The organism is Novipirellula aureliae, assembly GCF_007860185.1.
Lineage (GTDB): Bacteria > Planctomycetota > Planctomycetia > Pirellulales > Pirellulaceae > Novipirellula_A > Novipirellula_A aureliae.
This window is the reverse complement of the sequence record NZ_SJPY01000012.1, coordinates 63,545-77,880: the sequence shown is the minus strand read 5'-3', so window position 1 is coordinate 77,880 and position 14,336 is coordinate 63,545. Positions and strand designations below refer to the sequence as shown.

The 14,336-nt window shown below is 53.7% G+C and carries 11 protein-coding genes; 8 read left to right on the top strand and 3 right to left on the bottom strand.

What is annotated here, in order from left to right:
• Positions 1-10 precede the first annotated feature (10 nt).
• From Q31b_RS26505 to Q31b_RS26475, 7 genes are all read left to right on the top strand, one after another.
• On the top strand, positions 11-874 hold the full coding sequence (locus Q31b_RS26505) for an aminotransferase class IV (RefSeq protein ID WP_146602690.1): 864 nt from the start codon (positions 11-13) through the stop codon (positions 872-874).
• 175 nt (positions 875-1,049) lie between these two features.
• A complete protein-coding gene (locus Q31b_RS26500; RefSeq protein ID WP_146602689.1) occupies positions 1,050-1,472 on the top strand; it encodes a hypothetical protein in 423 nt (140 codons plus the stop codon).
• A 109-nt stretch (positions 1,473-1,581) separates the two neighbouring features.
• Complete coding sequence (locus Q31b_RS26495; RefSeq protein WP_146602688.1) at positions 1,582-2,736, top strand: ABC transporter permease; 1,155 nt, start codon at positions 1,582-1,584, stop codon at positions 2,734-2,736.
• A 20-nt stretch (positions 2,737-2,756) separates the two neighbouring features.
• Positions 2,757-3,278, top strand: coding sequence for a hypothetical protein (locus tag Q31b_RS26490; protein ID WP_146602687.1), 522 nt, complete (start codon positions 2,757-2,759; stop codon positions 3,276-3,278).
• 2 nt (positions 3,279-3,280) lie between these two features.
• Complete coding sequence (locus Q31b_RS26485) at positions 3,281-4,849, top strand: efflux RND transporter periplasmic adaptor subunit (protein ID WP_146602686.1); 1,569 nt, start codon at positions 3,281-3,283, stop codon at positions 4,847-4,849.
• Positions 4,840-5,589 carry an ABC transporter ATP-binding protein gene (locus Q31b_RS26480; protein ID WP_146602685.1) on the top strand — a complete coding sequence of 250 codons (750 nt, stop codon included), beginning with the start codon at positions 4,840-4,842 and terminating at the stop codon, positions 5,587-5,589. The genes Q31b_RS26485 and Q31b_RS26480 overlap by 10 nt, the downstream gene beginning before the upstream one ends.
• Before the next feature lie 131 nt (positions 5,590-5,720).
• Positions 5,721-6,854 (top strand): ABC transporter permease, encoded by a 1,134-nt coding sequence (locus tag Q31b_RS26475; protein ID WP_146602684.1) that lies wholly within the window; start codon positions 5,721-5,723, stop codon positions 6,852-6,854.
• A gap of 96 nt (positions 6,855-6,950) precedes the next feature.
• Here the strand turns inward: Q31b_RS26475 and Q31b_RS26470 are convergent, their stop codons facing one another.
• The 3 genes from Q31b_RS26470 to Q31b_RS26460 all read right to left on the bottom strand — a co-directional run bounded on the left by Q31b_RS26470 (position 6,951) and on the right by Q31b_RS26460 (position 12,261).
• Positions 6,951-8,444 carry a 2-oxo acid dehydrogenase subunit E2 gene (locus tag Q31b_RS26470; RefSeq protein ID WP_146602683.1) on the bottom strand — a complete coding sequence of 498 codons (1,494 nt, stop codon included), beginning with the start codon at positions 8,442-8,444 and terminating at the stop codon, positions 6,951-6,953.
• A 126-nt stretch (positions 8,445-8,570) separates the two neighbouring features.
• On the bottom strand, positions 8,571-11,315 hold the full coding sequence (gene aceE / locus Q31b_RS26465; protein ID WP_146602682.1) for a pyruvate dehydrogenase (acetyl-transferring), homodimeric type: 2,745 nt from the start codon (positions 11,313-11,315) through the stop codon (positions 8,571-8,573).
• Between the two features lie 331 nt (positions 11,316-11,646).
• Positions 11,647-12,261, bottom strand: coding sequence for a metallophosphoesterase family protein (locus Q31b_RS26460; protein ID WP_146602723.1), 615 nt, complete (start codon positions 12,259-12,261; stop codon positions 11,647-11,649).
• Between the two features lie 631 nt (positions 12,262-12,892).
• Between Q31b_RS26460 and Q31b_RS26455 the strand changes: the two genes are divergently transcribed.
• Positions 12,893-14,266 carry a POT family MFS transporter gene (locus tag Q31b_RS26455; protein ID WP_146602681.1) on the top strand — a complete coding sequence of 458 codons (1,374 nt, stop codon included), beginning with the start codon at positions 12,893-12,895 and terminating at the stop codon, positions 14,264-14,266.
• Positions 14,267-14,336: the final 70 nt, after the last annotated feature.

Genomic DNA, 14,336 nt, shown 5'->3' with positions numbered 1-14,336 from the left:
GTCCCCTGCATTGCAACCGACAAATCGAAATCGAATTGCGTATCTGAACGGAAAATGGCTCGATCAATCCGAATTGCGGTTGTCGGTCGACGATCTAGGTCTTCGCCAAGGAGTGACGGCTGTTGAAAGACTGCGGACGTATCAGAAAAACGTTTTTATGCTTGGGGCCCATTTGCAGCGTTGGAAGCTCACGACAAAGATTTTGCAAATCGATGGACTGCCAAGCGAAGCTTCCATGGTTGATTTGATTGCGGAGCTACTTCACCTCAATGATTCGTTGCTAGAAGATGCAGGCGACGTCGGTATTACGATCCTCGCAACGCCTGGAGTGGTTGGCGGATTGGTCCCAACGTTTGCGATGCACCTCAACTGGCTCGACCACGATCGGATCGAGCAACGTCGGAAAAGGGGCCAACCCTTGGTCATCACCAATGTCATCCAGCAACACGATTCGACTTGGCCCCGCTCGATCAAGGTTCGCTCGCGAATTCACTATTATCTTGCCGATCAAGCCGCTCGCGATTGCGATCCAGACGCAGCCGGTGTGCTTGTTGATGCGGATCAAACGATTACGGAGACTTCGATTGCCAATTTGGCGATCGTTGAATCAGGCGTGATCGTTTCGCCTCTGGATCACCAAGTGCTCGGTGGCATCACTCAACAAGTAGCCGAACGGATCGCTCAATCGCTTTCGATCGAATGGAAGAAAGATCGCATTTCAAGAGAGCGTTTCCGAAAAGCAGCAGAGATTCTTTGTATGGGGACAGACGGTGGCATTTGGTTCGGTGAAGTGGTGAATCACGGTACCGAACGCCCACGCGTACCCGGCGAAGTATTCCTACGTCTTCGAAAAATGTTCGACGAGCAACGGTAACTCCGTCGCTCCGAGGCTTCGGATGGGTTGCTGACGCTATGGAGCGACGTCGGAGGTCAGCAAAACGCCCGAAAGCCGATATTCTCGGCGGCTTTCGCTACTTTGGGGCCACGCGTCCTCAAGCCCCTAAATATTGTTCCTTGCTTCGATTCGAGTTGTTCGGTAGAATGTTCTCATGTTCCATGCCATTTTCCACCTAATGCTGATCGCCAGTTTGCTGGTTTGCCCTGTGCGTTGTTCTGCGCATGCGGCGATTTCATCAGCGGAAAATAGTGAGGTGACGGTGGTTTGCTGCTGCTGTGATGCAGGGGGCGCCGAGTCAAGCGTAAGCAAAATACCGAATGATTGTCCAGGTAACGGTTGTCCAGACGACGGTTGCGATTGTCAAGCTTGCATCTGCAACGGGGCGATCATGCAAAGTGATGCCCAAGAGGTTTCGGCGGTAGACATCGATTTTTGTTCTTTTCTGGCCCCAATCGAGGTTCGGTTGTTGGGCATCGCGTCTGTCTATCTTGACCGGCACCACGACTTGCGACTTGTATGTCGGTATCTAAGTGGTCGCGATGCTTGCATTGCGCACCAATCTTTTCTGATTTGAATCAGCCTATTCATTGATCGTTTTAAGGAGTCAGATCTCTTTTATTGACTCCGTCCGTTTGTTTGCTGCGCTATTGTGCGTTGCTTAGGCTTTTCAATCAAAACGAACCATGCTTCTTCCTTGGGAATACGGGGTTCGCAATTTGGCCCGCCGGCCGTTGCGAACGGCACTCACGCTTGTCGCATTAGCGACGGTTGTGATGCTAGTGTTTGTCGTCGTCGGATTCATCCGTGGACTCGAACAATCACTCGTTGTTAGTGGCGATGAGTCGGTGGTATTGGTCTATTCGGTGAACTCTGAAGAGAACATTGAAAACTCATCGATTCCTGCGCGAACGCCCGCGTTACTAACAGCAAGTTTGGACACCGCGGTGAGACGGTTTGGGATCACTCATGTTTCGCCCGAGTTGTATTTAGGCACGCGGGTGAAGACAGAGGGAGGTGAGGGAGGGTTGGGACTTGTTCGCGGCGTCACGATCTCCGCCCCCCTTGTCCGCAGATCGATCAAGTTGGTTGATGGCAAATGGCCTGGTGACGGAGAGGTGATGGTTGGACGGTTAGTAGCCGCGAAACTTGGTGCTTCCGACGACTCGCTGATGGTCGGAAATGAGATTCAATTTGAAGGACAGAAATGGAAGATCAGCGGCCACTTTGCGGCCGGCGGAGCAGCTTATGATTCCGAAATTTGGTGCAAGCTTGTCGATTTTCAATCGAGCACAAAGCGACAAGATCTGAGTTTGGTTGCCATGTTAATGTCGCCAGGTCGCTCCGCTGCAGAAGTCCAATTGTTTTGCAAAGAGCGCAACGACCTGGAACTGCGGGCGATTTTGGAAACAGACTACTACGCATCATTGCAGCAGCATTACAAACCGGTGCGGCTATTGGCGTGGTTTGTTGTATTGTTGGTGTCCGGTGCGGGGGTTTTCGCAGGCTTGAACATGATGTATGGCGCGGTTGCAGGGCGAAATCGCGAAATTGCGACGTTGCAGGCGATCGGATATCGGCGACGCGCGATCTTGATCAGTTTCATTCAGGAAGGGGTTCTCTTGGCGGCAGCGGGGTCGCTGCTATCAGGCGTGATCGCCCTGACAATGCTTAACGGTGTTGCAGTCCGCTTTACGATGGGTGCGTTCACGTTACGGATCGACAGCGTTGCAATCCTGATCGGTTGTAGCGTTGGATTGTTGTTGGGCGTCGTGGGTGCGTTACCCCCGGCGCTGAAAGCGTTGCGAGCTGAGATCGCAACAGGTTTAAAGGCAGTTTAGTTTTCTCGAGGAGATTAGAAATGAAGATTTGTTTCCGTTTGATGTTGATGGGTTTGAGCTTCTTGGTCGTAGGTTGTGAATCGTCCGAAGTGCCGAGCGATCAAAACGAAGGGTATTCCGCAGCAGAATCAGAATATGTGGTCGATCGTGAACCTGACGGGGCAATTCCGGTGGGAGAAGCACGTGAATCAACCGACGATGGTGCGGAAGTAACGTTGGTGGGACGGATTGGTGGTTCGAGCGATCCGTTTGTGGACGGACTGGCTGCGTTCACGATCGTGGATCCGAAAGTGCCATGCTGTGCTGCCGACGAAGGTTGCCCGACTCCATGGGACTACTGCTGTACGCAAGACCAAGTGAAAGACAATATTGCGACGGTCAAGGTTGTTGATGAAGCCGGCCAACCGGTCCTTCATGGTGCTCGTGCGTTGTTGGGGGTCAAGGAATTGTCGACCGTTGTCGTCATGGGAAAAGCGAAGCGTGATGATCAAGGAAACTTGACCGTTTCGACGCATCAAGTCTTCGTTCGTCCTGGACAATAATCATGGCGAACTCTCCGATTGACCTTAGCCGACTCGCTCTCGATCGCTCGCCTCCGAGCGAATCGGCTGCGTTAAATCCGCGTCGCAAGCGATGGTTCTCGCGATATATGTTGCCTTTGTGCATCTTCCTAGGATTCGTTGCCTTGCTCGGTGCCGCTGCGGGACGACAGTTGTTGCCATCGACGCGGGTAACGGTCGTGCCTGTGATGGTGAAGCGAGCCGAGTTGCAACCGACCGGAACGACGCTGTTTCAGGCACCGGGTTGGATCGAGCCCCGCCCCACCGCGATCAGTGTCGCAGCGCTTGCACCCGGCGTGATCGAAGAGTTGTCGGTTGTCGAGGGACAGCAGGTTGAGAAGGGTGAAGCAATTGCCCGGTTGATTTCTATCGACGCCGAAATGGACGTCGAGCGGGCAAGGAATACGCTCGCGATCCGCGACGCCGAGGTCAACCGGGCGAGAGCCGAACTCGACGCGGCAAAAATTCGTGTCGAGAATCCGGTGCATCTTCATGTTCAATTGGCGGACGCTCAAAGCGCTCTGGCAAAAACACAAACCGAGCTTGCCAAGTTGCCGTTTTTGGTCGCGGCCGCCGAAGCCAATGCGGAATATGCGCACGACAGCATGGAAGGAAAACGCTTGGCAAGAGGAGCGATCTCTGGCCGAGTCATTGCTCGTTCTGAGAGCGAACATGCTACGGCTGATGCCGAGCTTCATGAACTACGCAGTCGAAGACCAAACTTGCAACGCGAGGTCGATGCGTTGACCGATAAAGTGAACGCGGTGAGGCAGCAATTGAAATTGTTGGTCGAAGAAACTCGGCAATTCGAGGCAGCGAAGGCCGAGCTGCAATCAGCGGAGGGGATGCGTGAAGAGGCCAAATTGCGATTGCGCCAAGCTGAATTGGTTCTTCAACGCAACGTGGTCCGCGCCCCAATCAGCGGCCGAGTGCTACGGCGGATCGCGTCTCCAGGAACTCGCGTGATGGGACTGGACCCAACGGCCGGACAGAGCTCCAGTACGGTGATCGAGATGTATGATCCGAACCGACTCCAAGTTCGCGCCGACGTTCGGTTGGAGGACGTTCCGATGGTCATGCGTGGTCAAACCGTTGAAATTGAAACCGCGTCAACTCCAGGTGTGATCCAAGGCCGCGTGCTGCGAATGACAAGTACGGCCAACATTCAAAAGAATACGCTAGAAGTGAAAGTGGAATTGATCGACCCGCCGGAAAACGTTAGGCCTGAAATGCTGGTTACGGCAAGCTTCTTAGCCCCGATCATCGGCGAATCTGGGGGGGAATCCACGGCAACCGAACGCAAGTTCATTCCCGACCAACTCGTTCAGACGGGGGAATCCGGCACGTTCGTTTGGATCGTGGATGAGAATAACGCGGCCCAACGACGCACCGTGGATGTGGGAAGTCGCAGCGACGGCGGGTTGGTGGAAATTATTTCGGGACTGAATTTGACCGACAAACTGGTCGTTGCTGGCGTTGAGCAATTGAAGCAGGGCAGTCTCGTTGTTGTAACAGGCGACGATCAAACTTTTGGGATAAATCAATGGCATTAGTAGAACTACGTGGCGTTTGTAAAAGCTTTCGTAAGGGTGACGAAACGATCACGCCGCTCGATTCGGTCGACTTGGACATCGAAGCGGGGGAATTTGTATCGCTGATGGGGCCAAGTGGTACGGGGAAGAGCACGCTTCTGAATTTGGTTAGCGGTATTGACCGTCCCGACTCGGGGACGATCACCGTCGATGGTACCGAGGTGACAAAGCTCTCTCGCAGCAAATTGGCGGATTGGCGGGCAATCAACCTCGGGTACATATTTCAAACCCATAATTTGATTCCAGTTCTCACTGCCTATGAAAATGTGGAGCTTCCGACGTTGCTCTTAAAGTTGTCTTCTCGCCAGCGCCAACAACGGGTCGATTTAGCTTTGGAAGCCGTCGGACTGAGTGATCGTGCCGATCATTATCCGAGACAGCTTTCCGGCGGCCAAGAGCAACGGGTTGGCATTGCTCGAGCAATTGTCGCGCACCCGAAAATCGTTGTTGCGGATGAGCCAACGGGCAGTCTTGATGTGGAAACCGGTGAGCAGATCCAGCTCTTATTGCAGCGACTCAATCAAGAACTCAACATCACGATGCTAATGGTTACTCACGACAGCGATGTTGCGCGAATCGCATCGCGGCAATTGGTTCTCGACCGAGGCAAGTTTTTGGAAACGGAGGAGGAGACGAGAGAGAGGCAGCAGGAGAGGCGTCGTCTGAAAGCAGCACGGCAGATCGAAGAATCAAAAATTTGATCGTCCCCCCCCCCCGACTCCCAACCCCCAACTCCCAGCTCCCAACTCCCAACTCCCAACCCCCAACTCCCAACTCCCAACTCCCAACTCCCAACCCCCAACCCCCAACTCCCAACTCCCAACTCCCAACTATGTTCACCTACGTCTTGAAAACACTATGGCGTCATCGCACTCGAACGGTGCTTACGGTAACGGGCGCTGCGGTGGCGATGTTTGTCTTTTGTTTTGTCGGTTCGGTCCAGGAAGGCTTGAATCGGTTAACGACCGGATCGGATGCTGACCGTAGCCTCATCGTGTTTCAGGAAAACCGTTTCTGTCCAACGACCAGCCGCTTGCCGGAAGACTATGCTGGTAAGATCAGAGAGGTTGCTGGAGTCCGTGAGGTGATGCCGATTCAAGTTTGGACGAACAATTGTCGCGCCAGTTTGGATATTGTGGTATTCAATGGAGCGGACCCTGAACAGATCCAGCAAACACGTCCGATCAAGTTGACCAGCGGTAGTTGGGAGCGGTTTGCTTCGCAACGTGATGCTGCGATTGTCGGCCGCAACGTGGCACAACGGCGGGGACTAAGTGTCGGTGATCAGTTTTCGATCGGTGACATCTCGGTCATGGTCGCGGGTATCTTCGAGTCAACGGTGCCATCGGAAGAAAACTTGATCTACACCAGTCTCGCGTTTCTGCAATACACACGTGGTCTTGATGCGGCAGGACTTGTCACGCAGCATGAAGTGCTTTTGACGCCCGACGCCGACCCGGATCATGTGGCCAGCGAGATTGATGCGACGCTGCGAGCCGGTTCGGTCGCGACGAAGACTCGCCGCAAAGGTGCATTTCAGGCCAGCACGCTTTCGGACTTAGTCGATCTGATCGGTTTTGCTCATTGGCTTGGATACGCCTGCGTCGGCTTGGTATTGTCGCTTGTCGCAACGACGACATTGATGAGTGTGCAAGATCGGATCAAGGAATACGCGGTGCTGCAAACGATCGGCGTGCGACCGATGCGAGCGATGCGCTTGGTTCTCGCCGAAAGCACCATCTTGTGTCTCGTTGGCGGAATCGCAGGGACACTCTTCGCGCTCATGGCACTCGGGGTTGGCGGTTTTGCGATTGGAGCCGAGGGAGCGATGATCGCGTTTCGACCGTCACTGGGGTTAGCAATCTCAGGAGCCACCGTGTCTCTGATCGTGGGTTTGATCGCAGGATTGGCGCCAGCGGTACAAGCCGCAACGGTACCAATCGTGCACTCATTGCGACAGGCCTAACTCTTAGGGTAGTGGACCTTGTGAAAGATCCTTCCGCATGAGGGCCGCATCCCTGACAAAGCATTCGTGGGCGGGTTCGCTGTTGGACGAGAGCGTTTACAGCGCCAGCAGTAATCGGCTGGGGGCTTCAAGGTAGCCGATGACGTCATTCAGGAACCGCGCCGCCGTGCCTCCGTCGACGAGACGATGATCGTATGACAAGCTTAACGGCATCATCAATCGCGGCTGGATTGAGTCATCAGGCATCACGACTGGCAATTTTCGGCTGCGTCCAACGAGCAAGATGGCGACCTCGGGAACGTTCACGATTGGCGTTGAGTACGTTCCGCCAATCGCACCAAGATTACTGATCGTAAACGTGCCCCCACGCAAATCACTGACCGCAAATTGTCCCCCCCTGACTTTGCTAGACATTTCTGCTAGCGACCGAGTGACCTCGGGGACGCCCATGCGATCTGCATTATGCATGACGGGGACGACCAAACCACGATCGGTATCCACGGCGATTCCGACGTTCACATAATCCTTGTAGATGATTTGCTCGTTCTCTTGGTCGATTGCAGCATTGATCCCAGGATGATGCTTAAGGGCGGTTGCAACGGCTTTGATCAGGAACGGCATCGACGTCAATTTGAGACCTTGAGCGGCATAATCTTCCTTACTCGATTTGCGGAGTCGTTCAAGATCGGTGATGTCGGCATCGTCAAAGTTCGTCACACGCGGGACCGCCGACCAACTGGCGTGCATCTGGTTGGCTATCGTTTTACGGATTTTGCTCATTCGCTCAACGCGGATGGTGCCGTAATCGTCAACTGCCGGTGCTCCCGCTCCGTCGACGGCGCTGGGACCGCGTACGATGCTGGGGTTGGAGGCGTCGGGGACCGAGGCGACCGATCCGGTGCCTGCGGTTGTTCGTGCCGCCGCTTGGTTGGCCTGACGAACAACACTGAGTATGTCTTCGCGAGTGATTCGGCCTGACTCGCCTGTGCCACGTACGGAACTCAAGTCGACGCCGACTTCGCGAGCAAAGCGGCGGATCGCTGGTCCCGCCGGGATGGCGTCTCCGCCCGCTGACGACGTTGATTCCGTCGATGCTGGAGGCGCCGGTGCGACTGGAGACGCCGGTGCGGCTGGCGGCGCCGGTGCGACTGGAGACGCCGGTGCGGCTGGAGGCGCCGGTGCGGCTGGCGGCGTCACGGCTGCTGGAGTCTCTGCTGCAGCGGGTTGGGTGGGTGCGGGTTCGGCGGGAGTTGGCTTGGGTGCGGGTTCGGCCTGCTTGGGCGCTTCTGCTTTAGGCTCAGGCTCTGTTTTCGATTCCGGTTCAGCAGGTTGCGTATCGGTGGTCACGTCCGACGAGGCCTCGACTTCCAAGATGACACCACCGATACCGACCGTGTCGCCTTCGCTGACCAAGATCTTGGTGACCTTGCCGCCAACGGATGAAGGCACCGGGACGGTCGCCTTGTCGGTTTCCATCTCGACGATGTCTTGCCCTTCGCTGATCACGTCACCGACCGACACAAAAAGTTCCAATACGTCGCCCGATTCGATGCCGTCACCTAACTCGGGTAGCTTTACTTCAGTAGCCATAGATTCTTCGTTTCTTCGTTTCAAGTGTTTTGAGGGGAGCCAGTAGATTAAACTTCTCGTTGGAGTTTAGGCTTCTGTCGATTTCGACTCAGCCGCAGAACGACAGGCTGGAAGCCTATCCCACGTTTAGGCAAAGTACGGGTTGGGTTTGTCGGCGTCGTAGCCGAGATCCTTGATTGCGTCAGCGACTTCGGCAGCCGTGAACAAGCCCGCATTGCAAAGCCGGCTAAGGGTCGCAATGATGATCGATTCTTTATCGACTTCGAAGTGCCGACGCAGTGATTCTCGGGTGGCGCTTCGTCCCATGCCGTCCGTTCCCAAGACATAGTAGTCACCTGGGATCCACGGTTGCAACTGTTCTCCTAATGCTCGAACATAATCACTGGCCGAAATGAACGGGCCCTCGACTCCCTCGAGCACTTCTTCAAGGTAGCTGCGGCGAGGTTTTTCCGTCGGATGAAGCATGTTCCACCTACTGCAATCCGCAGCCTCGCGGCGCAACTGAGTGTAGCTCGTCACACTCCACACGTCACTGGCAATACCATATTGGTCTGCCAATAATTCTTGAGCCGCCAAGACGCCGTTTAAGATAGCTCCGCTACCGAACAATTGGACTCGCGCTTTTGCATTCTCCACTTCACGACTGCGATACTTGTACATTCCCTTGATAATGCCTTCTTCGCAACCGGTTGGCATTACAGGATGATCATAAGGATCGTTTTCAACCGTCAAGTAATAGATACACGTTTCACCATCTTGGTACATCCGTTTCATGCCTTCCATGATGATCACGACCGCTTCATACGCGAACGCGGGGTCGTAGGCTCGCACATTTGGGAATGCGATCGCGTTGAGCAAACTATGCCCATCTTGGTGCTGTAGCCCTTCGCCGTTAAGTGTCGTTCGGCCCGCTGTTCCGCCGATCATGAATCCCTTGGCTCGCATGTCCGCCGCGGCCCAGACCAAATCTCCGATCCGTTGGAAACCGAACATGCTGTAGTAGATGAAGAAGGGGATCATATTGATGCCATGGCAACTGTAGGCCGTTCCTGCGGCGTTGAAGCTGCTCATCGACCCCGCTTCGGTGATTCCCTCTTCGAGGATCTGGCCGTCGCGTGCTTCCTTGTAGTAGGTAATCTGTTCCGAGTCGACGGGCTCATATAGCTGTCCAGCATGAGCATAGATACCGAATTGGCGGAACATACCTTCCATCCCGAAGGTCCGAGATTCGTCAGGCACGATTGGCACGACATACTTGCCGATTTTTTTGTCACGGCAAAGTGCGATTAAAGTTTGCACCACCGCAAACGTGGTACTGATGTTTTTATTTTCCATCTTCTTGATGACTTTGCGGTAATCATCAATCGAGGGCACTTCGATTGTCGGATGCTTTTCAGGACGGCTCGGTACGCTGCCACCAAGCAATTGACGACGCTCTTTCAAATACTTGATCTCTTGGCTGTTCGCAGGCGGTTTGTAAAACGGTGCCTTGCCGACCTCTTCATCACTGATCGGGATGCCAAAACGAGTTCGGAATTCAAGCAATTCCTCTTCGTTCATTTTCTTTTGGTTGTGAGCGACGTTGCGTCCTTCGCCCGCTTCGCCAAGGCCGTAACCTTTGACGGTCTTCGCTAAAATGACAGTCGGTCGTCCGTTCTTCATTTCCGTTGCTTGCTTGTAGGCAGCGTATACTTTCTCGGGGTCATGGCCACCGCGGCGCATCTTCTCCAGACGTTCGTCACTGTAGTTTTCCACCAACTTTAGCAGTTCGGGGTACTTGCCGAAGAAATGTTCGCGAATATAGCTGCCTGGCATCCCGGTGTACTTTTGGTATTGCCCGTCGACAACCTCGTTCATTCGTTTGACGAGCAATCCTGTCGTGTCCTTAGCAAGCAGGTTGTCCCAATCGTCGCCCCAGACCACCTTGATGACGTTCCATCCAGCACCGCGGAAAATCGATTCCAACTCCTGAATGATCTTGCTGTTCCCGCGAACCGGGCCGTCGAGTCGTTGCAGATTGCAGTTGACCACGAAAATCAGATTGTCGAGTTTTTCACGAGCCGCTAAGCCAATCGCACCAAGTGTTTCTGGCTCGTCACATTCGCCGTCACCGAGGAAAGCCCAGACATGTTGTCCAGCGGTGTCCTTCAGTCCTCGATCGCGGAGGTATTCGTTGAAGCGAGCCTGGTAGATCGCCATGATTGGCCCCAGACCCATCGAAACGGTGGGGTACTCCCAGAATCCGGGCATCAACCACGGGTGTGGGTAGCTGCTCAACCCAGGGGAGGGTTCAAGTTCACGTCGGAAATTCTCGAGATGAGTTTCTGTTAGTCGGCCTTCCAAATAAGCTCGACTGTACATGCCAGGCGACGCATGCCCTTGGAAATAGATTGAATCGCCCGAGTAGCCGTCTTCGCCTCGGCCCTTAAAAAAGTGATTGAATGCAATTTCGTATAAAGTCGCACTCGAAGCAAAGGTACTGATGTGGCCGCCGACGCCGCCCTCGCGTTTGTTGGCTCGCACGACCATCGCCATTGCATTCCAGCGGACGATCGATTTGATGCGTCGCTCGAGTTCACGGTTGCCAGGAAAGGCTGGCTGCTCATCAACCGGAATGGTATTGACATAAGGTGTGCTGGTGTCCTCCGCCGATTGAATGCCCTCTTCGGCAGCACGATCACGAAGTTGTTCGAGCAGGAATCGAACCCGGTCAGCGCCTTTGCTCTTGAGAACGTAGTCGAGTGACGACAACCATTCTTGAGTTTCCGCTGTATCGAGATCCACTTCGACTTCGTGAGGTGTAAGCTCCCCAAGATTCTGTTTGACTTCCTCTTGAGCGACTTCTTGAGCGACCGTTTTTGAATCTGACATTATCTGTTTTCTCTTCGTAATTCTGAAGCTGCTGATTGTTTAATTATCTGCCTTCTACAATGGTTCCACCAAGGGAAGCAATGCGATCTAACCAATAGGGTCCTTCGGGGTGGAATGCGACCGTAAAGGCCTGTAAGGGCCAGTTGAAGGCATCACGGTGAAAGCCAGGGATTGCTAGTGGGGAATTCTCAGCAAACCGCCCCGCTTATTGTACGCAAAATGGTGGACCTTTGCACGACCCATCAATGGAATCTCCACCAATGGAATCTCCACCAATGGAATCTCCATCAATGGAATCATTGCCGAGCCGACGAGTCGATCCGGGATCCGATCAGGATGCGCTATCCAAAAGGCTAACGAATACCCCTTGGGGGCCAGCGTTAAGAATTTGAGAGGGACCTAGTTTGACCTGTTTCCCCCAATCGCTGTGGATGTGTCCACAGACGACCAGCTGAGGCTGCTTTTGCACAACCGTTTCTCGGATCGCTTGGCTGCCGCGAATCCGTCCACTCGTATCGTGGTCGACGGTGTCCAACGCTGGCGAGTGGACGACGAGAACGCCGCCAATGGGACAGCCGGCTAAGAGTTCTTTTGCCTTCATCTCGTCAAAGTCGTAGCTCCAATCCCCGAACGGTGTCACCGGTATCCCGCCGCCTACACCCCAAAACTCAACGCCTTCGATTTGGCAACCGCTACCGTGTAGCACCGTCGCCGATCTCCAGTCCGATGCCGCTGCGGATAATTCTTCAAACGTTTCGCCGTTGCCAGGAACCAAGAGGGTCGGCTTATCGATTGCTGACAAAATGTCGATGGTATCGTGGATGCCTTGATGACGATTGGCAAAGTCGCCCGCTCCGATGACGACGTCTGCTTCGGCTGAACGAGAAACCAAACGACGTGCCGCATCTTGATCGCAATGCAAGTCGCTAAAACATAGGAATTTCATGGTTGATATGGGGTCCTTCAAAAATGGAAAGGGGGGTGGAACGGCCAATTGGCCAGTGATCCATTTTAGCAAATTACCAATTTGGTCGGTGCGTTTCGATGGGAGGACGAAGCGATTGGTTACATAATACTTGGCGGTCGTAGTGCGGTTCATGCACCGCAGTTGCGTCATCGAAGAAATGCAGATTCTTGACGGAAATCAACAGACGACCGTCCGTCGGTTTCACCCGCTCAGGCCCACAGACGTCTTTCGGTTTTGAGAAAATATCCCCGTTTCATTTTTGATCGGATACACGGATTGAATCGGTCTTCGGTTTCCCCCTTCTTGGGATCAAGTTGGCTTGGGATCAAGTTGGCTTGGAATCAAGTTGGCGAGACAATAGCGAAGGGCGGCAAAAGCAATGATTTTTTACATTGGATTCACCTCTGAAATTGAGCGTTTTCGCGATCGCCTGCTGGACGTTAGCCTTCGCAATCCACTGCGAAGCTATCGTAAAATCAAGAGGCGGGCACTGTAGGTAATCCAAAAGTGGATGCGTATGCGGTGTTGCTGCGATCGACCACCCGCTATCATCGACGAACTTCTCAGGATCGATAACCTGTCTTGCTCTTACCAAGAGATATCCTTCGCCATGACTGAGCCAGCTGCCACGACGTCTCCAAAATACAATACGAAGCCGATCGCGACGTCAGCGATGCCGCCCGGCATCCCCTTCATCATTGGCAATGAAGCAGCCGAACGATTTAGTTTCTACGGTATGAAGGCAATCCTGACGGTCTTTATGACGACCTACCTGCTCGACACCAACGGAACCGTTTCCCCGATGAGCGGCGAGGACGCCAAGTTTTGGGTTCATCTTTTTGTCATGGCAGCTTACTTCATGCCGCTGATCGGTGCCTTGTTTGCCGATTGGTTGTTTGGCAAGTATCGAACCATTCTTTATCTGTCGATTCTCTACTGTTTCGGTCACTTGGCTCTTGCTCTCGATGAGACCCGCTACGGTCTGGCCATAGGACTTGGTCTCATCGCAATCGGCACCGGAGCGATCAAGCCATGTGTGTCCGCTCATGTCGGAGACCAATTTGGAAAACAGAATTCACATCTGCTTGGAAAGGTCTTTGGTTGGTTTTATATCTCGATCAACATGGGGTCGGTCATCTCAACCTTGCTGACGCCATGGCTACTTGACCGCTATGGACCACGAGTCGCATTCGGAGTGCCCGGGATATTGATGGCCTTGGCGACGTTGTTGTTTTGGATGGGACGCAATCGATTCATTCATATCCCGCCACGTGGTAGTGCCTTGTTTAAGGATCTGTTCAGTAGCGAAAGTCTCAAGGCGATTTGGGGGCTTGTCCCGGTTTACTTGTTGGTTGCTGTCTTTTGGAGTTTGTTTGATCAGACGGCGAGTGCTTGGGTTTTGCAAGCCGAGGGGATGGACCGAACGGTGATGGGGGTTGAATTACTGGCAAGTCAGGTACAGGCAATCAATCCGCTCTTGATTTTGTTTCTCGTGCCATTGTTCAGCTACGTGCTCTATCCCGCGATCCATCGTGTCTTTCCGCTGACCCCGCTTCGCAAAATCAGCATTGGGATGTTTTTGACGGTTGCCTCGTTTGCGGTGAGTGCGCTGATTGAAACGTCGATTCAAAACGGTGGCCGCCCTTGCATTTCATGGCAAGCGTTAGCGTATCTGATTTTGACCGCCGCCGAAGTAATGGTGTCGATCACCTGTTTGGAGTTTAGCTATACGCAGGCGCCCAACAGCATCAAGAGTATCATCATGAGTTTGTACTTGTTGTCGGTATCGTTGGGCAATTTGATCACGGCGGTCGTCAACGGTGTGATTGCCAATGATGATGGAACGTCGAAGTTGCCCGGGGCGTCCTATTATTGGTTCTTCACGATCATGATGTTGTTGGCGGCAATCGTGTTTATGTTTGTAGCGTTACGCTACCGAGGAAAAGTTCATATTCAAGACGAAGGCGAATCGATTCACAAGTGACGTCAATTGTGGTCCTGGCGGGCAAGGGCGGTACCCCGTATGGACAAAAGTGCTCGTCTCGGCAACCATT